The sequence below is a fragment of the Pseudomonas sp. H3_C08 genome, from assembly GCF_054669455.1.
Genome location: NZ_CP162803.1, coordinates 631,858 through 654,221, shown reverse-complemented (window position 1 = coordinate 654,221; position 22,364 = coordinate 631,858). Strand labels below are relative to the sequence as shown.

Sequence of the window (22,364 nt, the reverse complement as noted above, 5' to 3'; positions counted from 1 at the left end):
GGCAGACATAAATGGATTTACAGTGTTGAGTCGCGAGTACTCAGCTCTTTCAATTTGAGCTCCGCCAACGGGTGGCCGGCTTTGGCCGCCATGCCCCACCAGCGTGCGGCTTCGGCAGGATCCGGCGGTTTGCTCGGCGTTCCGGCCAAACTGATCACGCCGACCTGATAAGCCGCTTTGCCATCACCCGCGAGCGCGGCCAGCCGCAACAGGCGCACTCCTTCTTGACGTGCACCCAGGCCGACACCACGAAAGGTCAGGATGTGCCCGTAGAAGCTTTGTGCACCGACATCGCCAAGGTTAGCCATGCGCGCAAACTGACCTTCGAGCCAGCGCCAACCTCGCGGTTGGCGGACAAACCACGACCAGTGAAACAGCCTGCGCGCCAGCCAGTAACTGGCCCGCGCCTTGAGTCGTAAAAACACTCAGGCCTCTGCCGATTCCGGGTACTCGTACTCGAAGACCCTGACCACTTCCGAGGCATGCCAGGAAGCCGCGGCAACGCCGTCGGATGGCCCGGAAAAACGCCCCAGACGTTCAACGCATTCAAAGAAACCCGTGCGCGGCAGGCGACTCGCGCCCTGGCTGATCACCAGCGAACTGCGCAACGGTTGTTCGGCCTTGGCATCCAGCGCGGCCAGATGTTCAAGCGCGGCCGTCAGGGTTTGCATGGCCGGCGTCGGCAATTGCAACCGCTCGAGCAAGGCCCGATAAGTCAGCAGATGGCGCTGGCGACGCGCCTGATCAAGTTCCCCGAGCAATCCGTCCCAATGTTGACGACTGATGCGTACGCTCACGATTCATCCCTCCACCCTGGCACCGTCAATTCCCAGGCCAGGCTGCGGCGAATCGCGGCGTCGGGCTGACGCTCGCCACTTTCGATCATGGCCAGATAAGACGGGCTGATGCCTACCGTGCGGGCCAGCGCCTCAATGGCGATGCCCTTCCCTTCGCGCAAACTGCGTAGTTGATCCAGACCTGGAAGAATCGCGTCTGGTGAGGCCGCGAGCGGCGTGGCTGCCGGACGCGACGGTGTTTCGTTGATGCCTGCTGCTTTTAGTAGAGCCTGATACTGAGCCCACGGCAGAACCGCGTATTCGGGTTCGCCATCGCGTGCAATTATCTGAATATCCATGACTACCCCGTAGGACAACAACACTTAGCGAGTCGGCACTTTTCCCTAGAAGTGTAATCCTAACAGCGGCTAAGGTCGCGGGGGGTATCTATCTGTAGGTGGGTGCTGAGAATCAGGTTTTTTCGGCCCCTGCAGTTGCAGTTGCTCGGGGGTATCCGGCAGGCGTTCGACGACTGCCAGTTTTTCCGGTTGCTGACGGTTGCGCCACAGGCGAAACGCATTGAGTTCATCGTCGAGGGTTTTCATCAGCCAGGCGAGGACGGCGATGTCGTCGAGCATGCCAAATACGGGAATGAAATCCGGAATCGCGTCCACCGGGCTGAGGAAGTACATCAAACCCGCCACCACCGACACCAGGGCTTTGCCACTGATAGCGCGGTACTCGCCGCGCCAGTAGGCCAGGCACAATGCCTGAAGCAAGCGTAAATCGTCCTTGAGTTTACCGAGACGATTGCCTTGCGCGGCGCCTTTGCTGGCAACCGCAAACAGTAAGGTCGGTAAACGGCCACGCGCCAGCAGACGGCCGGCCAAGGGCAGGAATCGAGCGAAATTCCACGGAGCTTTCATCTATTCCTCCCGTTGAAATGTTATCCACACAAATTGTGGATAACCTTGTGAACAGAGCTGCATTTCAGCGCTGAAAGCCCCGTTTCATAAGGGCTGCGCTCAGATCGGGCGTTTTTTACTCACATAAAAAACCCCAATATTTCATTGACTTGGCTGCTCAGGGCGGCTAGCGATGGCAGTCTCATTGGCTATGACTCTCCCGACCGCCATCGGTTCGCTCTGTTTACCCTTGCCAAGGTCCAGATGCAACAACGCCCCGCATAAGCGAGGCGTTGTTGACAGACCCGTTACCGATTACTTGGCAGCAGCGGCTTCTTTGGCTGGATCCTTGATGGCCAGCAGTTCCAGGTCGAAGACCAGAACCGAGTTGGCCGGGATTGCCGGGCTTGGCGACTGTGCGCCGTAAGCCAGATCGCTAGGGATGTACAGTTTGTACTTCTCGCCAACGTGCATCAGTTGCAGACCTTCAACCCAACCCGGGATCACGCCGCTCACCGGCAGATCGATCGGGCTGCCGCGCTCGACGGAGCTGTCGAAGACGGTGCCGTTGGTCAGCTTACCGGTGTAGTGAACGGTCACTACGTCAGTCGGCTTAGGCTGTGGGCCATCAGCTTTCTTGACGACTTCATACTGCAGGCCGGAAGCGGTGGTTGTCACACCAGCTTTCTTGCCATTTTCTTCGAGGAATTTCTTGCCGGCGGCTGCCGACTCTTCGCTCATCTTGGCCATACGCTCTTCAGCACGCTTCTGCAGCGCGGCGAAGGCTTCGACCAGTTCTTCATCTTTCAGCTTCTGTTCTTTCTTGCCGACGGCATCTTCGATGCCCTGGGCTACCGCTTTGGAGTCCAGATCATCCATGCCTTCCTGAGCCAGGCTCTTGCCCATGTTCAGGCCGATACCGTAGGAAGCTTTTTGCGCCGGGGTTTTCAGCTCTACGCTGGTCTGCGAATCACAACCCGCGAGGACCAGGCTAACCAGGGCAACCGCCGCCGCCAACCGATGCTGTTTCATGCTATTTCCTTGTTCATGCGCCGAAAGGGCAATCGAGTAAAGCCGCGAGCTTATCAGGCCGCCACGACCAATGGCTACCGGCATGAGAGCAGGAATCTTCCGATAAGTTCAGGGATTAAAACGCATTGGCGCGAAGCGACGATGAAGCTTCTGTCATCTCGTCCCGGCAATCGGCGTCGTTTCTTCTTGCATCATCTGGCGTAATGGCCACTTGCCGCACAGGGCCAGGCTCAGGCATAACAGCGGAACAAATCGACAAGGATGTTTATCTTGCGCCTCTTATTCCGTGTGCTGACCCTGATCGTCGTGCTGCTGGGACTGGTTCTCGCCGTGGTCCTGTATTACGTCGCCAATCCGAAACTGCCCTTCTACACCCCCGCCGAGCAGGTGCATTACCTCAATCAGTGGAGTGACGAAGACCGGCAAACCTACTATTTCACGCCCCAGGGTACGCAGGTCAAAGGCCTGCGCTATGAGTGGTTCCAGGCGCTGGAACTGCCCTTCTCGGCGCAACGTTTCGCCTCGCCTGATTACCTGGCGCGTTTCGGTTTTCTGATCGACCCGCAGCAGAAAGCCACGACGACCAACCCCGGCAACCTCCCCGTCGGTTTTGCCCGACATCAGAACCCCGGCAGCACCGAACAATATCTGGACATCACTTGCGCCGCTTGCCACACCGGCGAATTGCGTTTCAAAGGTCAGGCCGTGCGAATTGACGGGGGTACCGCGCAACATGTGCTGCCGTCCAGTGTGCCTACTTTGCGCGGCGGCAGTTTCGGACAGGCATTGGTGGCAAGTCTGACCGCGACTTACTACAACCCATGGAAATTCGAACGTTTCGCCAGAACCGTGCTGGGCGACGAATACGACGCGCGTCACGAGCAATTGCGCAAAGACTTCAAAACCTCACTGAATACATTCCTCAAAGTCGCCTGGAACGATACCCATCGCGGCCTCTACCCGACCGAAGAAGGCCCCGGCCGCGCCGATGCCTTCGGACGCATTGCCAACGCGACGTTTGGCGATGCGATTTCCCCCGCCAACTACCGCGTGGCCAATGCCCCGGTGGATTATCCACAGCTCTGGGATATGTGGTCATTCGACTGGGTGCAGTGGAACGGCTCGGCGCAGCAGCCGATGGCACGCAATATCGGTGAAGCGTTGGGCGTCGGCGCCACCCTGAATTTTTTCGATGACAACGGCCAGCCACTGCAAGGCGAAGCACGCTATGCCTCCAGCGTGCGCGTGCGTGATCTGCACAAAATCGAAGAAACCCTGCAAAAGCTCAAGCCCCCCACTTGGCCAGAGGATCTGTTTGGCGCCATCGACACCCCCCTGGCAGCCAAGGGGCGCACGCTGTTTACCGAGAATTGCGCCGGTTGCCATGTCCCGCGCCAGACCCAGGAAGGTGAGCGCCGGGTGCAGCTTTTGCACATGCTGCCGGCCGCTGTCATCGGCACCGACCCGACCGCCGCCAACAATATCGCCAGCCACCGTTTCGACCTGACAGCCCTGCAGTGGGATCTGAAAGAGCTGGAAAAAATGGACGTCAAACTGCATCCGACACCCAAGGCGCCACTGGATCTGAGCCAAATGTCGGTGGCCAAGGGCTTGGCTTACGTCACCGCCTTCGTCGAAGACCGCGCCTATCGCGAAGCCAACGTCACGCCGCAGGAAAAACCACGCCTGGACGGTTTCGCCCTACCCATCGGCGTACGCGAAAAAGTCGCTTACAAGGCGCGCCCACTGGCGGGTGTCTGGGCCACCGCGCCGTTTTTGCACAACGGTTCAGTGCCGAGTATTTATGAGTTGTTGTCGCCGCAGGATGAACGCGTCACGACCTTTTTCAAAGGCACCTTCGAATACGATCCGCGACATTTGGGGTATCGCACCGAAGCGTTTACCAATGGCTTCCTGTTCGACACGCGCATCACCGGCAACCACAACAGCGGCCATGAATTCCGTGCCGGCGAACGTGGCAACGGCGTTATTGGCCGGCTATTACAGCCCGAAGAACGCTGGGCACTTCTTGAGTACCTGAAAGTCCTCGGCGGCCCACTGGAGGCGCAACTGCCATGATCTCAACCTTCAAGAAAGAACAGTCGCTGCTGGCCAGAATCTGGTTGTGGCTGGGTCGTGTACTGGGCAAGGTTCTGTTGATAGCGCTCGTCATCGGCCTGTTCGGCTGGGCCATCGCTACGGTCTGGTTTGCCTGGCAACACCGTGGCCCGGTGTCGGCGCAGGAGCAGATTCCCAGCGGCGAAGCGGCGATGACCCAGGACGTGATCCAGACCGCCGTACGCATCGTCGATCAACACCGAGAAAGCACCCGTTATCTGCGCGACGCCCATGCCAAGGCCCATGGCTGCGTGAAGGCGCAGGTGCAAGTGCTGCCGGAACTGGCGCAACCGCTGCGACAGGGCGTGTTCAGTGAGCCCGGAAAAACCTGGCAAGCGATGATTCGCCTGTCCAATGGCAATGCCTATCCACAGTTCGACAGTCTGCGCGACGCCCGGGGGATGGCGATCAAACTGCTCGATGTGCCGGGAAAATCCTTGCTGCGTGACCGCCAGGAGCAGCGCGAGCAGGATTTTGTGATGTTCAGCCACCCGAACTTTTTTGTCAGTGACGTCGCCGAGTATCGTCAGAACGTGTCGGCGCAGGCTGACGGCAAAAAGGTCATGGCATTTTTTCCGGGATGGGACCCGCGCACATGGCAGGTCCGCCATTTGTTTATTGCACTGGCAACCCTGTCACCGCCGCCGGACAGTCCGACCGCGACCACTTATTTTTCGGTATCGCCGTACAAATTTGGTGAAGCCAATGCAAAGTTTCGGGTGGCGCCCGCCCCGGACAACTGCCCGGACTACACACTGCCAAAACAGAATCATGATTTACCGAACTTCTTGCGCAGCGCCTTAAACCAGCAACTGTCGACGGACCGGATACCGGCGTGTTTCGTCCTGCAGATCCAGCGTCAGGATGCCAACAAGTACATGCCGATCGAAGACACCAGCATCGAATGGCGCGAGCAGGATTCGCCGTTTGAAACCGTGGCACGGATCACTCTGCCACCGCAGGACTTCGATACACCGGCGCTGAATCTGGCGTGTGACAATCTTTCGTTCAATCCGTGGTTCGGGCTTGAGGCGCATCGGCCGATTGGCGGGATCAACCGTTTGCGTAAAGCGGTGTATGAGGCGGTGAGCGACTATCGGCATCGCCAGAATGCCGCGCAGTAGAACGGTGTCAAAGCACCTTTGAGGACATGGGATCAATAAATCCCGGACAAAAAAAAGCCCGCACAAGGCGGGCTTTCTGTGAAATCTGGCGTTCAGTGTTCCAGATTCCGAATATGGCGCAGCGGACGGGACTCGAACCCGCGACCCCCGGCGTGACAGGCCGGTATTCTAACCGACTGAACTACCGCTGCGCGAAACGCTTGAAACGAATGGTGGGTGATGACGGGATCGAACCGCCGACATTCTGCTTGTAAGGCAGACGCTCTCCCAGCTGAGCTAATCACCCTTCGCTTCGTTACGGGACGCATTATGCCACAAGTTTTCGTAAAGTGTTGATTTAATTGAAGTTTTTTTCAAATAAATCCGAAAACCAATAAAACGACACATCCCGCGGGTACAACCTTGGAGCAGAAAAAAACCCGCCTTGGCGGGTTTTTCCGTGGTGACCTGGCGTTCAGTGGTCCAGGTTACCGAATATGGCGCAGCGGACGGGACTCGAACCCGCGACCCCCGGCGTGACAGGCCGGTATTCTAACCGACTGAACTACCGCTGCGCTAAACACTTGAAACGAATGGTGGGTGATGACGGGATCGAACCGCCGACATTCTGCTTGTAAGGCAGACGCTCTCCCAGCTGAGCTAATCACCCTTCGCTTCGGTGTGGCGCGCATTCTACGGAGCGACCCAACCTCTGGCAAGCACTTTTTTAAATAATTTTCTCAGGCCTTCCAAAGGCTTAGAGAAGGGTTGGCCTATGGGACGGCGAAGACAATAATGCCCCCCTTTGTATAAAGGAGAGACTCACCCCATGTGGTTCAAAAACCTGCTTATCTATCGCCTGACCCAAGACCTGCCTGTCGATGCCGAGGCGCTGGAAACTGCACTGGCCACCAAACTGGCGCGTCCATGTGCAAGCCAGGAGTTGACCACCTACGGTTTCGTCGCGCCGTTCGGCAAAGGCGAAGATGCTCCACTGGTGCACGTCAGCGGTGACTTCCTGCTGATTTCCGCGCGTAAAGAGGAACGCATTCTGCCGGGCAGCGTCGTGCGCGACGCGGTCAAGGAAAAGGTCGAAGAGATCGAAGCCGAACAGATGCGCAAGGTCTATAAGAAGGAACGCGATCAGATCAAGGATGAAATCATCCAGGCGTTCCTGCCGCGCGCCTTCATCCGTCGCTCGTCGACCTTTGCCGCTATCGCGCCGAAACAGGGCCTGATCCTGGTCAACTCGGCCAGCCCGAAACGTGCCGAAGACCTGCTGTCGACCCTGCGTGAAGTGATCGGCACCCTGCCCGTCCGTCCGTTGACCGTGAAAATGGCACCGACTGCGGTCATGACTGACTGGGTCACCACGCAAAAAGCCGCTGATGACTTCTATGTACTGGACGAGTGCGAACTGCGCGACACCCACGAAGATGGCGGTATCGTGCGTTGCAAGCGTCAGGATCTGACCAGCGAAGAAATCCAGCTGCACCTGAGCACTGGCAAAGTCGTCACTCAATTGTCGTTGGCCTGGCAGGACAAACTGTCGTTCATGCTCGACGACAAGATGACGGTCAAACGTCTGAAGTTCGAAGATCTGTTGCAGGATCAGGCGGAGCAGGACGGTGGCGACGAGGCACTGGGTCAGCTGGATGCCAGCTTCACGCTGATGATGCTGACCTTCGGTGATTTCCTGCCAGCGCTGGTTGAAGCGTTGGGTGGGGAAGAGACTCCTCAAGGCATCTAAAGCCTTGTGATGTCAAAACTGTAGGAGTGAGCCTGCTCGCGATGAGGGACTGACATTCAACTAATGTGTTGATTGAAAGACCGCTATCGCGAGCAGGCTCACTCCTACATTTGTTTTGTGGTGTTCATTTAATAATAAGGAACAGGCCATGCGCGCACTGGCTGCACTCAGCCGCTTTGTCGGCAATACCTTCGCTTACTGGGTTCTGCTTTTCGCGGTGATTGCGTTCCTGCAACCGGCGTGGTTCCTCGGCCTGAAAAGCGCGATCGTGCCGCTGCTCGGGCTGGTGATGTTCGGCATGGGCCTGACCCTCAAACTCGACGACTTCGCTGCTGTCGCCCGCCATCCATGGCGCGTAGCGCTGGGCGTGGTTGCACATTTCGTGATCATGCCCGGTGTGGCGTGGTTGCTCTGCCAGATATTTCACCTGCCGCCGGAAATCGCTGTCGGAGTGATTCTGGTCGGTTGCTGCCCGAGCGGCACCTCGTCCAACGTGATGACCTGGCTGGCCCGAGGTGATCTGGCATTGTCGGTGGCCATTGCTGCCGTGACCACCCTCCTCGCCCCGCTGCTGACCCCGGCACTGATCTGGCTGCTGGCTTCGGCGTGGTTGCCGGTGTCGTTCATGGAGCTGTTCTGGTCGATCCTGCAAGTGGTGCTGCTGCCGATCATTCTCGGCGTGGTTGCCCAACGCATGCTCGGTGACAAGGTTCGTCATGCGGTGGACGTGTTGCCGCTGGTATCGGTGGTCAGCATCGTGATCATTGTCACCGCCGTGGTGGCCGCCAGTCAGGCGAAAATCGCCGAATCCGGCCTGTTGATCATGGCCGTGGTGATGCTGCACAACAGCTTCGGTTATCTGCTGGGCTATTTCACTGGGCGTTTGTTCAAGTTGCCGTTGGCCCAGCGTAAATCATTGGCGCTGGAAGTCGGCATGCAGAACTCCGGATTGGGCGCGGCATTGGCCAGTGCGCATTTTTCGCCATTGGCGGCGGTGCCGAGCGCGCTGTTCAGCGTTTGGCACAATATTTCCGGGGCACTGCTGTCGACGTACTTCCGGCGCATGAGTGAAAAGGAAGATCGCGAGTCGCTGGCGCAACAAGCGGCAGACTGAGGCGAAAACTTGATCCCCGGGTTAATGCTCGTCACACTATTGCGCAACGCGGGGACGACCCTGCGGCTCGATCGAGTTATTAATCTGGGGACGACCCCGTCTATCGATGGAGGTCTTTCATGTCCTGGATCATTCTGTTTTTCGCCGGCCTGTTTGAAGTCGGCTGGGCCGTCGGCCTGAAATACACCGACGGTTTCACCCGCCCGCTCCCCACCGTTCTGACCGTTGCGGCCATGGCCATCAGCCTTGGCCTGCTCGGCCTTGCGATGAAGGAATTACCGTTGGGCACCGCCTATGCGATCTGGACCGGCGTCGGTGCGGTGGGCACGGTGATTGCCGGAATCATCCTGTTTGGCGAGTCGATGGCGTTGATTCGCCTGGCGAGTGTGGCGTTGATCATTACCGGGCTGATTGGCCTCAAGGTCAGCGCTTAGGCCACTACCGCTTTCGCGAGCAGGCTCGCTCCCACAGTTGATCGTATTCCTCTGACGGAACGCGATCGAATGTGTGCGAGCCTGCTCGCGAAGAGGCCCTTAAAATCGCCGGCTATCTGACTGCCCCGCGCAACTCCCCGACCAACACCTGCAACTTCGCCGGCTCAGCAGCATCAACGCCCACTGGCGCTCCTGCCACCAGTGTCACCCGCGACCACAACCGGTGAAAAAACCCTTTGTTCGGATCGCGGCTGAAGAAACTCCCCCACAGCCCTTGCAACGCCAGCGGAATCACCGGCACCGGTGTCTCTTCGAGAATCCGCGTGAGCCCGCCCCGGAACTCATTCATCTCGCCATCCGCCGTCAGCTTGCCTTCCGGGAAAATGCACACCAGCTCACCGTCCTTCAAATAGTGAGCAATTCGCGTGAAGGCCTTTTCGTAAATCTGGATGTCTTCATTCCGTCCGGCAATCGGAATCGCCCCCGCCGTGCGGAAGATAAAGTTCAGCACCGGCAGGTTGTAGATCTTGTAGTACATGACAAAGCGAATCGGCCGACGCACTGCGCCACCAATCAGCAAGGCATCGACAAACGACACGTGGTTGCACACCAGCAGTGCCGCGCCTTCATCCGGAATCGCCTCAAGGTTGCGGTGTTCGACGCGGTACATGGAATGGCTGAGCAGCCAGATCATGAAGCGCATGCTGAACTCGGGGACGATTTTGAAGATGTAGGCGTTGACCCCGATGTTCAGCAGCGACACCACCAGGAACAACTGCGGGATCGACAGTTTGACCACGCTCAGCAGCACAATCGAGACGATGGCCGAGACCACCATAAACAGTGCGTTGAGAATGTTGTTGGCAGCAATCACCCTTGCCCGCTCGTTCTCGGCGGTGCGCGACTGGATCAAGGCATACAACGGCACGATGTAGAAACCACCGAAAATGCCGAGACCGAGGATGTCGACCAACACCGCCCAGGTGTGCACGAAGCCCAGCACTTCAATCCAGCTGTGGCCGCTGACGCTGTCGGGAATCCCGCCGGAATGCCACCACAGCAGCAAACCGAATACGGTCAGACCGAACGAACCGAACGGCACCAGACCGATCTCCACCTTGCGCCCGGACAGCTTCTCGCAAAGCATCGAACCCAGCGCAATCCCGACCGAGAACACGGTAAGAATCAGGGTGACCACGGTCTCATCGCCGTGCATCCATTCCTTGGCGTAGGCGGGAATCTGCGTCAGGTAAATCGCCCCGACAAACCAGAACCACGAATTGCCGACAATCGAGCGCGACACCGCTGGCGTCTGGCCCAGACCGAGCTTCAGCGTGGCCCAGGATTGACTGAAGATGTTCCAGTTCAGGCGCATCTCCGGGGAGGATGCCGCCGCGCGCGGAATGCTGCGACTGGCCAGATAACCCAGCACGGCGATCCCGACGATGGCGCAGGACACCAACGGTGCGTAGTGCGAAGAGGACATGATGACCCCGGCACCAATCGTCCCGGCGAGAATCGCCAGAAACGTGCCCATCTCCACCAGGCCGTTGCCGCCCACCAGCTCATCCTCGCGCAAGGCCTGCGGCAGGATCGAATACTTCACCGGCCCGAACAGCGCCGAATGGGTCCCCATGGCGAACAGCGCCACCAGCATCAGCGACAAGTGATCGAAGAGAAAACCGATCGATCCTACGGCCATGATCGCGATTTCCGCGAGCTTGATCAGACGGATCAGCGCGTCCTTGGCGAATTTTTCCCCGAACTGCCCGGCCAGTGCCGAGAACAGGAAAAACGGCAGGATAAACAGCAAAGCACACAGGTTGACCCAGATCGAACGGTCACCCTCGATGGTCAGCCGATAGAGAATGGCGAGGATCAGCGACTGTTTGAACACGTTGTCGTTGAACGCGCCGAGCGACTGCGTGATGAAGAACGGCAAGAAGCGCCGGGTGCGCAGCAGGTTGAACTGTGAGGGGTGACTCATCTTCCGTGTTTCCCTGATGTTTAAGGTAGAGAGGCCTGGGTACTGCTTATTGGATTCTCGAACAGCGATCCAGGCCACACCTTACCTAAACTTTTCCGGTTATTTCTTCAAACCTGCAATGCATGGCGAGACAAACAGCTCGCCACGCCACGCACCTTGCACGGTGCGTTTACCGACAATCAGCCACATCACCGCCAGCAACAGCACCAGCGCGGTACCGAAGACGCTGAAAAACGTCAGGTTCAGGCTGCTCGCCAGTTTCAGAGTTGCCAGCGAATACACGCCCAACGGGAAGGTGAAGCCCCACCAGCCGAGGTTGAACGGGATGCCGTCACGCAAGTAACGCACGGTGATCAGCAGCGCTATCAGCATCCACCACAGCCCGAAGCCCCACAGGGTTATCCCGGCAATAAGCCCCACACCCGAGGCGATTTCACCGATACCGGGCAGACCGTTCGCCGCGAATATCGCCGGCGCATCACCACCCAACAGCAACATGCCCAGCGCACCGGTGCCGATCGGGCCGAGGGCCAGCCAGCTCGACGCCGCCATATTTTCGTGGGGCAGTTTGTGCAGGGCCATGCGCAGCAGCAGGATGGTCAGAATGCTGAATGCTACCGGTAGCGAAAAGGCCCAGAGCACGTAGCTTGTCGTCAGTACCACCAATTGTGAGTGGGCATCGGTGAGATGCGGCGCGAGCAAACCACCGCTGGCCGCCGCCACCTCTGCCGCCACGACCGGCAGCAACCAGACGGCGGTCATCTGATCAATGCTGTGTTCCTGACGGGTAAACATCATGTAAGGGATCAACACGCCGCAAGCCAGCGACATGGCCACATCGATCCACCACAGCACTTCGGCGAGGTGAATCACGCCGTCACCCCAGCGCGGCAGGCCAAACAGCAGAAAGCCGTTGATGATCGTCGCCAGGCCCATGGGAATCGTGCCGAAGAACATCGATACAGTGGAGTGGCCGAAAATCCGCCGCGCTTCATCAAAGAACAGCATCCAGCGTGCGGCGTAGGCAAGGGTAAACAGGCTGAATAACAGAATGTTGAACAACCACACACCTTCAGCAATGGCGTGCAGGCCTGGAATGGCCAGCGGCAATTGTGCGAGCGCCAACGCCAGCACCCCGGTGCCCATGGTCGCGGCGAACCAGTTCGGGGTGAATTGGCGGATCACTTCACGCGGGTGCTGAAGCTGGCGGAACGGTTTGATGCCGGGTTTGGCGCTGTTGGGGCAAGTCATCATGGAGTCCTCTCCTCTGGTGAGGTTGAGTCCATGGTAGAACCGAATCGAATATCTATATAACGGGTATTTTCTCTAACTGTTATCTGTTTTACCAATAAGCCGTCAGACGCTGCCTTCGCTCTCGATCACCAGAATCCGCGCTGCGCCTTGCGGATGGGCGACGTGCTCGGTGCCGACACTCGCATAGAAGATGTCACCGACATCAAGCTGCACCTGTTTTTCTTCGCCCAGATCGCGGTAATGCATCAGCACTTGACCATCCAGCACCACAAACACTTCCTCGCCGTCGTTGATGTGCCATTTGTACGGCTGATCCGTCCAGTGCAGGCGCGTGGTGATGCCGTTCATGTTGGCAATGTCCAGAGCGCCCCAGGCGCGCTCGGCGGTGAAGGTCTTGCTGCGAATAATCTTCATGAGTCGATCCGTGAGAAGAAGGCTGGGCAAGGCTAACCGAAATAGAGGGGGTTATGGAGCGCGGCACACTTTGGCTGCGGCTGGGCGCAGGCTGAGCAGCAGCGCGCCAATGGCCAACACGATCAACACCACCCCGTAACCATCGGTGGTTGCCAGCAAACCGTAGCTACGCGACAAGTGCCCGGCGAGCAATGCCGGCAGGCAGAACGCCAGATAACTGAGCACGTAATAGGCCGCCATCAATCCTGCCCGCTCATGGGGCAAGGCCAGCGGCACCAGGCTGCGCACGGCGCCGAGGAATCCCGAGCCAAAGCCGCAACCGGCCACCAGCGTGCCGAGGAAAAACAGCGACAGGCTGGCGCTGTGCACGCCCAGCAGAATCAATACCAGACCGATCGGCAGCAGGCTCGCGCCCAACTGCAAGGCCCGGACGGCAGGACGATTGCGCATCGTGAAAATCATCAGCGCACCAGTCACGGTCAGGGCCGCAACGGTGGCGCCGCCGATCAGATTCGAGTCCGAGCCAGTGGCGGTGCGCACCAATGACGGTGCCAGCGATGCATAAAAGCCGCCGAGCGCCCAGGTTGCCGTGTTCAGCGGCAACACTCGCCACAAAGTGGCTCGCGCTTGAATCGGCACGTGCAAGGTCGGCCGCAACGAGGCCCACGCCCCGGCTTGCGGAGTGACGCTTTCCGGTAAGCGCCAGACATAAAGGCCCTGCAACACAAACAGCGCGAGCAGCAGCCAGTAGGTCAGTTGCAACGGTGCCGGCGCAAACTCCGCCAGCAAACCGCAACCCATGCCGCCCAAGGCCATGCCGAGCAACGGCGCGACACTGTTGATCAATGGCCCCTGCTGACGATCCGTGTCGAGCAGGGTCGCGCTTAAAACAGCGGTGGCCATGCCGGTGGCAAATCCTTGCAGAACACGCGCGCTGATCAGCCACGCCACGCTGTCGGCGTAGATAAACAGCAACATCGCCAACGCGTTGAGCAGCACGGCGGCGAAGATCACCGGTTTGCGTCCCAAGTGGTCGGATAGCGAACCGACTGTTAATAGCGCCGCCAACAGGCTGAGCGCATAAACGCCGAAGATCAGCGTCAGCATGGTTGCCGAGAAGTGCAGCTGATCCTGATACAGGTGATACAGCGGCGTTGGCGCCGTGGATGCTGCGAGAAAACTCAGTAAAGTAATCGCCAGAAACCACAGGCTGGATCGATTGGAAGCAAGGCTGGTCATGGGCACACTCCGCAAAAGCTAATTTTTTGCTTTTGCGGAGTGTGCTACTGCCTTGCGCTTAAAGCAAATTCTTTGTGTTAAGGTCTGCCGCATGGCTATTAAAGAAGGTTTACGCCCCGGCGGCCGCAGTGCCCGGGTGCAAGATGCAATTCATTCGGCAGTCCGTGCGCTCCTGCAAGAACAGGAGCGCTCGAGCGTGACCGTCCCGCAGATCGCCGCGCGGGCAGGCGTTACACCGTCGACGATTTACCGGCGCTGGGGTGACCTGTCGGCATTGTTGGCCGACGTCGCCCTCGCCCGCATGCGTCCGGACAGCGAACCGGCGCAAACCGGCAGCTTGCGCAGTGATATTCGTGCGTGGGCCGAGCAATATCTCGACGAGATGAGTTCGGAGCCTGGGCGCAACATGATGCGCGACGTGCAGGCGAGCGCTACGCCGGGGTATTGCGTGACGATCATTGGCGCGCAGTTGCAGACGATCATCGCGCGACATCCCGATGAGGCGGCGCCGAGTGTTGATCGGTTGATCAATCTGGTGGTGGCGCCGGTGGTGTTCCGCATCCTGTTTTCGGCAGCGGCGCTGGAGGTGGATGAACTGCATCGGCTGATCGATATTGCGCTGCGTCAGGACTGACGCCTTCGCGAGCAGGCTCGCTCCCACAGTGGAATGCATCGCAAATATGGGAGCGAGCCTGCTCGCGAAGGGGCCCACCCGATCACCCCAGAAACCGAGGGGTTCCCCGCCTGCGACACCCCACCACGCCACGACCTTGGTCGACACTGACTAACCGCCCCGCGCATGCGAGACTGTCCGCCCGGGCAGGAGTGCCGGGGAGTCTTTTGTCGGGAGTGTTGCATGTCGCTGTCCACCGGGCTGATCGCCGCCGTCGCCCTGGCCTATATGGCCATCATGTTCGCCATCGCCTTCTACGGCGACCGCCGCAGCGCGCCGTTGCCGCCGCGCGTGCGTGCCTGGGTGTACAGCCTGTCGCTGGCAGTTTATTGCACCAGTTGGACGTTCTTCGGCGCTGTCGGTCAAGCCGCCGAGCAATTGTGGTCATTCCTGCCGATTTACCTCGGGCCGATCCTGCTTCTTGTCGGCGCGCCGTGGGTCCTGCAGAAAATGGTGATGATCAGCAAACAGGAGAACATCACCTCCATCGCTGACTTTATCGCCGCGCGCTACGGCAAATCGCAATCGCTGGCGGTGGTCGTCGCGCTGATCTGTCTGGTCGGCGTCCTCCCCTACATCGCCCTGCAACTCAAAGGCATCGTCCTCGGCGTGAACCTGCTGATCGGCGCCGGTGCCGACGCCATGGGCACCCGCGCCCAGGACACCGCGCTGATCGTGTCGCTGGTGCTGGCGCTGTTCACCATCGTCTTCGGCACACGCAACCTCGACGCCACCGAGCACCACCGTGGCATGGTGTTGGCGATTGCCTTCGAATCGCTGGTCAAACTGTTCGCCTTTCTCGCCGTCGGCGCCTTCGTCACTTATGGCCTGTATGACGGTTTCGATGATCTGTTCAACCAGGCGATGCTCGCCCCGCGGCTTGAGGAATACTGGAAAGAAACCATTAACTGGCCGTCGATGGTGGTGCAGACCGGCGTGGCGATGATGGCGATCATTTGCCTGCCACGGCAGTTCCACGTGACGGTGGTGGAGAACATCGATCCGCAGGATCTGCGGCTGGCCAAATGGGTGTTTCCCGCTTATCTGGCGTTGGCCGCACTGTTCGTCGTGCCGATCGCGCTGGCCGGACAGATGCTGCTGCCGAGCGACGTCTTGCCCGACTCGTTCGTGATCAGCCTGCCGTTGGCCCAGGCGCACCCGGCTTTGGCGGTGCTGGCCTTTATCGGTGGCGCGTCGGCGGCGACCGGCATGGTGATTGTCGCCAGTGTGGCGTTGTCGACCATGGTGTCCAACGACATGCTGTTGCCGTGGTTGCTGCGGCGCAATAACGCCGAGCGCCCGTTCGAAGTGTTCCGCCAATGGATGCTCTCGGTACGCCGCGTCAGCATCGTGGTGATTCTGTTGCTGGCCTACGTCAGCTATCGCTTGCTCGGCTCGACCGCAAGCCTGGCGACCATCGGCCAGATCGCGTTCGCCGCCGTGACTCAACTGGCGCCCGCCATGCTTGGTGCGCTGTACTGGAAACAGGCCAACCGGCGCGGCGTTTTCGCCGGTTTGGCGGCCGGTACTTTCCTGTGGTTCTACACCTTGATTTTGCCGATCGCCGCGCACAGCCTCGGCTGGTCGTTAAGCAGTTTTCCAGGGCTGGCGTGGTTGCACAGCAATCCGCTGAACCTGCCGATTAGCCCGCTGACCCAAGGCGTAGTGCTGTCGCTGGCCGGCAACTTCACCCTGTTCGCCTGGGTTTCGGTGCTGTCGCGTACCCGCGTATCGGAACACTGGCAGGCCGGACGTTTCATCGGTCAGGAGATCAGTGCGCGGCCGAGCGCACGCTCGATGCTGGCGGTGCAAATCGACGACTTGCTGCAATTGGCCGCGCGTTTTGTCGGTGAGGAACGTGCGCGCCAGAGCTTCATTCGCTTCGCCTATCGCCAAGGCAAAGGCTTCAACCCCAACCAGAATGCCGACGGCGAATGGATCGCCCATACCGAGCGCTTGCTGGCCGGTGTACTCGGCGCTTCGTCGACGCGCGCAGTGGTAAAAGCCGCCATCGAAGGTAGGGAAATGCAGCTGGAGGACGTCGTGCGCATCGCCGACGAAGCCTCCGAGGTGCTGCAGTTCAACCGTGCCTTGCTGCAGGGTGCGATCGAGAACATCACCCAAGGCATCAGCGTGGTCGACCAGTCACTGAAACTGGTGGCCTGGAACCGGCGCTATCTGGAGTTGTTCAATTACCCGGATGGTCTGATCAGCGTCGGCCGGCCGATTGCCGACATCATTCGCTACAACGCCGAGCGCGGCCTGTGCGGCCCCGGCGAAGCGGAAGTCCACGTTGCCCGGCGTTTGCACTGGATGCGTCAGGGCCGCGCGCACACCTCTGAACGGCTGTTCCCCAACGGCCGAGTGATCGAGCTGATCGGCAACCCGATGCCGGGGGGCGGTTTCGTCATGAGTTTCACCGACATCACCGCGTTCCGCGAAGCCGAGCAGGCACTCACCGAAGCCAATGAAGGGCTGGAACAACGGGTCAGCGAACGCACTCAGGAACTGTCGCAACTCAACGTCGCGCTGACCGAGGCGAAGGGCACCGCCGAAGCCGCCAATCAGTCGAAAACCCGCTTTCTCGCAGCGGTCAGCCATGACTTGATGCAACCGCTGAACGCCGCTCGGCTGTTCTCCGCCGCCCTCTCCCATCAGGACGACGGCTTGAGCAGCGAGGCGCAGAAACTGGTGCAGCACCTCGACAGCTCACTGCGTTCGGCTGAGGACTTGATCAGCGATCTACTGGATATTTCCCGCCTGGAAAACGGCAAGATCAACCCGGACCGCAAGGCGTTTGCGGTCAATGAACTGTTTGACACGCTCGGCGCGGAATTCAAGGCACTGGCGCAGGAACAGGGTTTGAAGTTCCGGGTGCGCGGCAGCCATCTGCGCATCGACAGCGACATCAAATTGCTGCGGCGCATTTTGCAGAACTTCCTGACTAACGCTTTCCGCTACGCCAAAGGCCCGGTGCTGCTGGGCGTGCGGCGGCGCGGCGGCGAATTGTGTCTGGAGGTGTGGGATCGCGGGCCGGGGATTCCGGAAGATAAACAGCAAGTGATTTTCGAAGAGTTCAAACGCCTCGACAGTCATCAGACCCGCGCTGAAAAAGGCCTCGGCCTGGGTTTGGCAATTGCCGATGGTTTGTGCCGGGTGCTCGGTCACACCTTGCGGGTGCGCTCGTGGCCGGGTCGCGGCAGTGTGTTCAGCGTCAGCGTGCCGCTTGCCCGCTCGCAGGCCCAACCGGCAAGCGCTGCAGCCGAAATGAATGGCAAGTTGCCAAGCGGCGCGCGGGTGCTGTGCATCGACAATGAAGACAGCATTCTGATCGGCATGAACAGCCTGCTCAGTCGCTGGGGATGTCAGGTGTGGACAGCGCGCAATCGCGAAGAATGTGCAGCACTGTTAAATGACGGCGTGCGACCGCAACTGGCGTTGGTCGACTATCACCTTGACCACGGCGATACCGGCACTGAGCTGATGGCGTGGTTGCGCACGAGCCTGGGTGAGCCGGTGCCGGGGGTGGTGATCAGCGCTGACGGGCGACCGGAGATGGTCGCCCAGGTGCATGCGGCGGGGCTGGATTATCTGGCCAAACCGGTGAAGCCGGCGGCGTTGCGGGCGTTGTTGAGTCGGTATTTACCGCTGTAGAAGCAAAAAATCGCAGCCTCCGGCTCCTGCATTGGTATGGCGTACATCCTGTGGGAGCTGCCGGAGGCTGCGATCTTTTGATCTTTATTCAGGGAGTTCGACGAGACCATCGACATCGGTCATCGCCCGCTCCAGCAAATCCGCCGGCAAGCTCTTGCTCGCCCGGGCGCCGAGCAATTTCAGTTGCTCACTGCGACTGACCAGATTACCGCGTCCTTCTGTCAGCTTGTTGCGCGCTGAGCTGTAGGCTTTGTCCAGCTGCTGCAGGCGATTGCCGACCTCATCCAGATCCTGAATGAACAGCACGAACTTGTCGTACAGCCACCCGGCGCGCTCGGCGATTTCCCGGGCGTTCTGGCTCTGGCGCTCCTGCTTCCACAGACTGTCAATCACCCGCAACGTCGCCAACAAGGTGGTCGGGCTGACGATCACGATGTTGCGGTCGAAGGCTTCCTGAAACAGCGATGGCTCAGCCTGCAAGGCTGCCGAAAATGCGGCCTCGATCGGCACGAAGAGCAAAACGAAATCGAGGCTGTGCAGGCCTTCAAGACGTTTGTAATCCTTGCCGGCCAGGCCTTTGACGTGATTGCGCAACGACAATACATGCTGCTTGATCGCGATCTGCTCGAGGCTGTCGTCGTCGGCTGCAACGTACTGCTGATAGGCGGTGAGACTCACCTTGGAGTCCACCACCACTTGCTTGTCGCCCGGCAGGTAAATGATCACGTCAGGCTGGAAGCGCTCGCCATCCGGGCCTTTGAGGTTGACCTGGGTCTGATACTCGCGGCCCTTCTCCAGACCGGCGTGTTCGAGCACACGCTCAAGAATCAGCTCGCCCCAGTTGCCTTGGGTTTTCTGGCCTTTGAGGGCGCGGGTGAGGTTGGTGGCTTCGTCGCTCAGGCGCAGATTGAGCGCCTGCAAGCGTTCCAGTTCCTTGGCCAGCGAGAAGCGCTCGCGGGCCTCGGCCTGATAACTTTCTTCCACCCGTTTTTCGAAGGACTGGATGCGCTCCTTGAGCGGATCAAGCAACTGCCCGAGCCGCTGCTGACTGGTCTCGGCAAAGCGCTGCTCGCGCTCATCGAAGATCTTCCCGGCCAGTTCGGCAAACTGCGCACGCAGTTCATCGCGCGAGCCTTGCAGGTCGTTGAGGCGTTGCTGGTGGCTTTCCTGTTGCTCGCGCAGTTCGGCGTTCAGCGAAGCGGCTTGTGCGTCGAGGCGGCGCAGCTCAGCTTCCTTGTTCGCGCGCTCGAGGTTCCAGGCGTGGGAAGCATCGCGGGCGTCATCACGCTCGATCTGCAGCAGCTCGACTTCCCGGCGCAGCGCTGCCAGATCAGCTTGCTTGGCGGCGTTGGCCTGGCCGAGATCGGCGACTTCATCGCGACTGGCGTCGAGCTGCGCGTTGAGTCCGTCCTGCGCCAGTTGCGCCATGGCCAGCCGCTCTTCGAGCAAGGCGACCTCGGCCTGGCCGTTACTCGCCCGGCGTTGCAGTTGCCAGGCCAGCGCCAGCAGTGGCAATCCCGCCCCTGCAAGCCCCAGCAATACGCTGGTCAAGTCCATCGCCATAGCCACTCCCGCCGATCTTATAAAGCCTGAAGGTTAACCAAGGTGTCAGGTCTTGGACAGCTCAGTCTTCGAGCAGACCGAGTTCCTGTTGCGCACGACGGTCACCGGCACGAGCGGCCTGGCGCAGCAGATCCTGACCGATGCGACGATCCCGGGCGTTACCGCACTCACGGCACATCAACTGACCGAGACGGCTTTGCGCAGCCACCACGCCTTCACGCGCCGGTTGTTTGAGCAGGCGCCCTGCGATGTGCTTGGCATTATGACTGTCGCTCAGGCGCGGGCTGTCGAGCAGCCATTCTGCGACGCGAACGGAAAATCGCTTGGGCGGGGTAACAGGAGAAGGTTGTGAGGTAACAGAGTCTGATACTGAGCGAAACTTCATAAAGCACTGTGGGACGAATCGGAAGGCGCGCCACTCTACTCTCTTTTTCTTACAGGTAAAGTCGAAAAACAACCCGGCACGCCCGTCCTAGAGCAAGCGCTCGGGACAATCCACAGAAGCTGTGGATAACTCAGTGGACAACCGCCCTTCAACCGCCGCAAAGCCTTATGGAATGGGGCTCGCAGTCAAACTGACGATTTTTTCACCAACAAAAAAAAGCGATGTTTTTCATTGACTTAAACTTTCGATGCAGGCAGCCAGTGGAGTCAGGATTGGTATGACAGTGCCGTTACAGCTTGCGCAACTAATGTGCACAAGTACCTGTTACCCGGTTATATCGATGCGCTTTTTCGGGTCGTTTTGCTAACCGGTCTGGGGATAAACCGGCCTGGCACGCGGCTTGATGAACAAATCTTCACCGACCGACGGTCAAGCGCTGCGCCAAATGCGGGCAATTCTGCGCCCCCCAAAGCAGACTCAATCGGCCTCTGCAATGTTTTTCTACTCGAAGTTTGCTTTACCCGTTTCGATCCGTTAGTATCCGCGGCGTTAGTACCAAGCTGAAAGTCAATTCCGGTCGAACACATCCCCACGGTCTGCCTTCTTCCAAGAAGCCCTACCGAAAAAAGCGGGAACGACCCCTCGATGGTTTCCAGGTAAATCTTGCGACAACACAGCCTTCCAATGACGTGAAGGGTGTTGCGAAGAACACTTACTCTGACCGAACCAACCTGCAAATTGATCAGGATCTTCACCCCGGGCCCAGAACCTTTGCCCTCGTTGTGATGCCTGCCCTCCTAAGTACCTACCTGCCAGCCCAAGCGCGCCAACTTAATAGCGCTTCAAACTGGCTGCTTTGTTCCAGTCGGGTTCTTCGTTCGACCAATGGTGGTCGACGTTACTGGAACGTTTTAACGTTGCACGGTTCTTATCCGTGTCATTTGTAGGAACACCTAATAACTATGTCTACTCAAATCCATACTCAGGATGCCATTCGCACCCTAACCAACGCTTTTGCACCAATGAACTGCCTGATCATGGCCGCTCGCAAAGGCTGCTTCAGCTTCACACTGGTCAACGAACACGGTATCGCCCGCCACAGCGAGCGTCTGTACCCCGATCAGTACTCCAGCGCTGAACCGCTGCAGGCCGTGATCGATCGTACCCGTCAGGCACTGGTTGCCTGAGAGCCGAAAAGGCTGCAAAAGCAAAAGCCCCGCACACAATGCGGGGCTTTTTATTGCCTGATGTTTCGCTTTTACCCCTCAGCGGCTAAGCACCATCGGATATAACGGATATTCCCCGCAGCGGGAAATATTTTAAAAACAGTCCTTTACGTCGCGAATATGACACTACACTTCAACTCAAGCGGCATGATCCGCTTGCGGCGAGCCTGAACCGATCCATAGCTGCCAAGCCCCCTTCAGGACTCGCCATTAATAACAAGAACCGAGGGTTTTATGGGTATCGCTGCCAGCGAACTGTGCCGCTACGTGATCCGTCCTACGCTGATTTATCTGGGACGCCACAGCGCGACCGCCGAATCTCTCCTGCTGGGCATCGCCGCCAGCCAGTCTGCCCTGGGTTCCGCCCTCCATGACCGCCGTGGCCACGGCCTCTACCGTATCGCCGAGCATCGCCACCAGGCCCTTTGGGATGATTATCTGGCGCTCGATCCGGAACGTGCCAGCCTGGTTCGCGGCCTCGCCAGTCAGCATGCCTTCCTGACCGGTCCGCACCTGGAACTGACGGTCAATCTGCGCTACGCCACAGCCATTGCCTGGTTGCTGGTAGAAGAACAAAACCCCACTCTCCCCGACTCCAACGATTTGCTGGGAATGGCGCGTATCTGGCGTCAGACCTTTCAACCCCAAGGTCGTCTGCGCGACTTCACTTACGCCTGGCACACCTGTGTTTCAACGGTGAATCAGATCGCTTGCTAATCCGTCCGGTTTCAGAAGAT

General features: G+C 59.1%; 20 protein-coding genes and 4 tRNA genes. 9 read left to right on the top strand and 15 right to left on the bottom strand.

The window, feature by feature from the left end:
- Positions 1-17: 17 nt before the first annotated feature.
- From AB4N74_RS03150 to AB4N74_RS03130, 5 genes are all read right to left on the bottom strand, one after another.
- Complete coding sequence (locus AB4N74_RS03150; RefSeq protein ID WP_414926789.1) at positions 18-425, bottom strand: SEL1-like repeat protein; 408 nt, start codon at positions 423-425, stop codon at positions 18-20.
- The gene (locus tag AB4N74_RS03145) at positions 426-797 is read right to left on the bottom strand and encodes a hypothetical protein (RefSeq protein WP_003223109.1); all 372 of its coding nucleotides are present in this window, start codon (positions 795-797) and stop codon (positions 426-428) included. It abuts the gene before it with no gap.
- Positions 794-1,135: a helix-turn-helix domain-containing protein gene (locus AB4N74_RS03140; RefSeq protein ID WP_093440125.1), complete on the bottom strand. Its 342-nt coding sequence runs from the start codon at positions 1,133-1,135 to the stop codon at positions 794-796. The genes AB4N74_RS03145 and AB4N74_RS03140 overlap by 4 nt, the downstream gene beginning before the upstream one ends.
- A gap of 69 nt (positions 1,136-1,204) precedes the next feature.
- Positions 1,205-1,702 (bottom strand): YkvA family protein, encoded by a 498-nt coding sequence (locus tag AB4N74_RS03135; RefSeq protein WP_460098174.1) that lies wholly within the window; start codon positions 1,700-1,702, stop codon positions 1,205-1,207.
- 294 nt (positions 1,703-1,996) lie between these two features.
- The gene (locus AB4N74_RS03130; protein ID WP_007919751.1) at positions 1,997-2,713 is read right to left on the bottom strand and encodes an FKBP-type peptidyl-prolyl cis-trans isomerase; all 717 of its coding nucleotides are present in this window, start codon (positions 2,711-2,713) and stop codon (positions 1,997-1,999) included.
- 270 nt (positions 2,714-2,983) lie between these two features.
- Between AB4N74_RS03130 and AB4N74_RS03125 the strand changes: the two genes are divergently transcribed.
- Together AB4N74_RS03125 and AB4N74_RS03120 are read left to right on the top strand one after the other, a co-directional pair.
- Positions 2,984-4,792: a di-heme-cytochrome C peroxidase gene (locus tag AB4N74_RS03125; RefSeq protein WP_460098172.1), complete on the top strand. Its 1,809-nt coding sequence runs from the start codon at positions 2,984-2,986 to the stop codon at positions 4,790-4,792.
- Positions 4,789-5,955 (top strand): catalase family protein, encoded by a 1,167-nt coding sequence (locus AB4N74_RS03120; protein WP_460098170.1) that lies wholly within the window; start codon positions 4,789-4,791, stop codon positions 5,953-5,955. Before AB4N74_RS03125 ends, AB4N74_RS03120 begins: the two co-directional genes overlap by 4 nt.
- Positions 5,956-6,069: 114 nt before the next feature.
- On the opposite strand, the gene AB4N74_RS03115 is transcribed toward AB4N74_RS03120, so the two are convergent.
- From AB4N74_RS03115 to AB4N74_RS03100, 4 genes are all read right to left on the bottom strand, one after another.
- Positions 6,070-6,146, bottom strand: a tRNA-Asp gene (locus AB4N74_RS03115).
- Between the two features lie 19 nt (positions 6,147-6,165).
- Positions 6,166-6,241: transfer RNA gene (locus AB4N74_RS03110), tRNA-Val, on the bottom strand.
- Positions 6,242-6,432: 191 nt separating this feature from the next.
- A tRNA-Asp gene (locus AB4N74_RS03105) sits at positions 6,433-6,509 on the bottom strand.
- Between the two features lie 19 nt (positions 6,510-6,528).
- Positions 6,529-6,604: transfer RNA gene (locus tag AB4N74_RS03100), tRNA-Val, on the bottom strand.
- Between the two features lie 159 nt (positions 6,605-6,763).
- Here AB4N74_RS03100 and rdgC point away from each other — a divergent pair.
- From rdgC to sugE, 3 genes are all read left to right on the top strand, one after another.
- The gene (rdgC, locus tag AB4N74_RS03095; protein WP_064390914.1) at positions 6,764-7,684 is read left to right on the top strand and encodes a recombination-associated protein RdgC; all 921 of its coding nucleotides are present in this window, start codon (positions 6,764-6,766) and stop codon (positions 7,682-7,684) included.
- A gap of 148 nt (positions 7,685-7,832) precedes the next feature.
- Positions 7,833-8,798, top strand: a complete 966-nt coding sequence (locus AB4N74_RS03090; RefSeq protein ID WP_116256502.1) for a bile acid:sodium symporter family protein — start codon at positions 7,833-7,835, stop codon at positions 8,796-8,798.
- A gap of 119 nt (positions 8,799-8,917) precedes the next feature.
- Positions 8,918-9,232, top strand: a complete 315-nt coding sequence (sugE, locus tag AB4N74_RS03085; RefSeq protein ID WP_003223093.1) for a quaternary ammonium compound efflux SMR transporter SugE — start codon at positions 8,918-8,920, stop codon at positions 9,230-9,232.
- Positions 9,233-9,344: 112 nt separating this feature from the next.
- On the opposite strand, the gene AB4N74_RS03080 is transcribed toward sugE, so the two are convergent.
- From AB4N74_RS03080 to AB4N74_RS03065, 4 genes are all read right to left on the bottom strand, one after another.
- The gene (locus AB4N74_RS03080; protein WP_116256503.1) at positions 9,345-11,219 is read right to left on the bottom strand and encodes an MFS transporter; all 1,875 of its coding nucleotides are present in this window, start codon (positions 11,217-11,219) and stop codon (positions 9,345-9,347) included.
- A gap of 99 nt (positions 11,220-11,318) precedes the next feature.
- Positions 11,319-12,470, bottom strand: coding sequence for a TDT family transporter (locus tag AB4N74_RS03075; protein ID WP_460101049.1), 1,152 nt, complete (start codon positions 12,468-12,470; stop codon positions 11,319-11,321).
- A gap of 105 nt (positions 12,471-12,575) precedes the next feature.
- A complete protein-coding gene (locus tag AB4N74_RS03070; protein WP_116256504.1) occupies positions 12,576-12,887 on the bottom strand; it encodes a cupin domain-containing protein in 312 nt (103 codons plus the stop codon).
- A gap of 51 nt (positions 12,888-12,938) precedes the next feature.
- The gene (locus tag AB4N74_RS03065) at positions 12,939-14,126 is read right to left on the bottom strand and encodes an MFS transporter (protein ID WP_257357786.1); all 1,188 of its coding nucleotides are present in this window, start codon (positions 14,124-14,126) and stop codon (positions 12,939-12,941) included.
- A 91-nt stretch (positions 14,127-14,217) separates the two neighbouring features.
- Between AB4N74_RS03065 and AB4N74_RS03060 the strand changes: the two genes are divergently transcribed.
- Both AB4N74_RS03060 and AB4N74_RS03055 read left to right on the top strand, forming a co-directional pair.
- Positions 14,218-14,760, top strand: a complete 543-nt coding sequence (locus tag AB4N74_RS03060) for a TetR/AcrR family transcriptional regulator (RefSeq protein WP_095119972.1) — start codon at positions 14,218-14,220, stop codon at positions 14,758-14,760.
- 222 nt (positions 14,761-14,982) lie between these two features.
- Positions 14,983-18,453 carry a hybrid sensor histidine kinase/response regulator gene (locus tag AB4N74_RS03055; protein WP_460098166.1) on the top strand — a complete coding sequence of 1,157 codons (3,471 nt, stop codon included), beginning with the start codon at positions 14,983-14,985 and terminating at the stop codon, positions 18,451-18,453.
- A gap of 84 nt (positions 18,454-18,537) precedes the next feature.
- Here the strand turns inward: AB4N74_RS03055 and AB4N74_RS03050 are convergent, their stop codons facing one another.
- Both AB4N74_RS03050 and AB4N74_RS03045 read right to left on the bottom strand, forming a co-directional pair.
- The gene (locus AB4N74_RS03050; RefSeq protein WP_460101046.1) at positions 18,538-19,902 is read right to left on the bottom strand and encodes a DNA recombination protein RmuC; all 1,365 of its coding nucleotides are present in this window, start codon (positions 19,900-19,902) and stop codon (positions 18,538-18,540) included.
- A gap of 175 nt (positions 19,903-20,077) precedes the next feature.
- A complete protein-coding gene (locus tag AB4N74_RS03045; protein ID WP_093440078.1) occupies positions 20,078-20,401 on the bottom strand; it encodes an SEL1-like repeat protein in 324 nt (107 codons plus the stop codon).
- 962 nt (positions 20,402-21,363) lie between these two features.
- On the opposite strand from AB4N74_RS03045, the gene AB4N74_RS03040 reads away from it, so the two are divergent.
- A complete protein-coding gene (locus tag AB4N74_RS03040) occupies positions 21,364-21,588 on the top strand; it encodes a hypothetical protein (RefSeq protein WP_003214941.1) in 225 nt (74 codons plus the stop codon).
- Between the two features lie 273 nt (positions 21,589-21,861).
- Positions 21,862-22,344: a hypothetical protein gene (locus tag AB4N74_RS03035; protein WP_093440074.1), complete on the top strand. Its 483-nt coding sequence runs from the start codon at positions 21,862-21,864 to the stop codon at positions 22,342-22,344.
- Positions 22,345-22,364 lie beyond the last annotated feature (20 nt).

Excerpts from the sequence above, each read along its gene's own strand:
- AB4N74_RS03130 (WP_007919751.1), bottom strand. The coding sequence starts at position 2,713 with ATGAAACAGCATCGGTTGGCGGCGGCGGTTGCCCTGGTTAGCCTGGTC.
- AB4N74_RS03060 (WP_095119972.1), top strand. The coding sequence starts at position 14,218 with ATGGCTATTAAAGAAGGTTTACGCCCCGGCGGCCGCAGTGCCCGGGTG.
- AB4N74_RS03040 (WP_003214941.1), top strand. The coding sequence starts at position 21,364 with ATGTCTACTCAAATCCATACTCAGGATGCCATTCGCACCCTAACCAAC.
- sugE (WP_003223093.1), top strand. The coding sequence starts at position 8,918 with ATGTCCTGGATCATTCTGTTTTTCGCCGGCCTGTTTGAAGTCGGCTGG.
- AB4N74_RS03045 (WP_093440078.1), bottom strand. The coding sequence starts at position 20,401 with ATGAAGTTTCGCTCAGTATCAGACTCTGTTACCTCACAACCTTCTCCT.
- AB4N74_RS03070 (WP_116256504.1), bottom strand. The coding sequence starts at position 12,887 with ATGAAGATTATTCGCAGCAAGACCTTCACCGCCGAGCGCGCCTGGGGC.
- AB4N74_RS03075 (WP_460101049.1), bottom strand. The coding sequence starts at position 12,470 with ATGACTTGCCCCAACAGCGCCAAACCCGGCATCAAACCGTTCCGCCAG.
- AB4N74_RS03065 (WP_257357786.1), bottom strand. The coding sequence starts at position 14,126 with ATGACCAGCCTTGCTTCCAATCGATCCAGCCTGTGGTTTCTGGCGATT.
- AB4N74_RS03055 (WP_460098166.1), top strand. The coding sequence starts at position 14,983 with ATGTCGCTGTCCACCGGGCTGATCGCCGCCGTCGCCCTGGCCTATATG.
- rdgC (WP_064390914.1), top strand. The coding sequence starts at position 6,764 with ATGTGGTTCAAAAACCTGCTTATCTATCGCCTGACCCAAGACCTGCCT.
- AB4N74_RS03090 (WP_116256502.1), top strand. The coding sequence starts at position 7,833 with ATGCGCGCACTGGCTGCACTCAGCCGCTTTGTCGGCAATACCTTCGCT.
- AB4N74_RS03035 (WP_093440074.1), top strand. The coding sequence starts at position 21,862 with ATGGGTATCGCTGCCAGCGAACTGTGCCGCTACGTGATCCGTCCTACG.
- AB4N74_RS03120 (WP_460098170.1), top strand. The coding sequence starts at position 4,789 with ATGATCTCAACCTTCAAGAAAGAACAGTCGCTGCTGGCCAGAATCTGG.
- AB4N74_RS03080 (WP_116256503.1), bottom strand. The coding sequence starts at position 11,219 with ATGAGTCACCCCTCACAGTTCAACCTGCTGCGCACCCGGCGCTTCTTG.
- AB4N74_RS03135 (WP_460098174.1), bottom strand. The coding sequence starts at position 1,702 with ATGAAAGCTCCGTGGAATTTCGCTCGATTCCTGCCCTTGGCCGGCCGT.
- AB4N74_RS03140 (WP_093440125.1), bottom strand. The coding sequence starts at position 1,135 with ATGGATATTCAGATAATTGCACGCGATGGCGAACCCGAATACGCGGTT.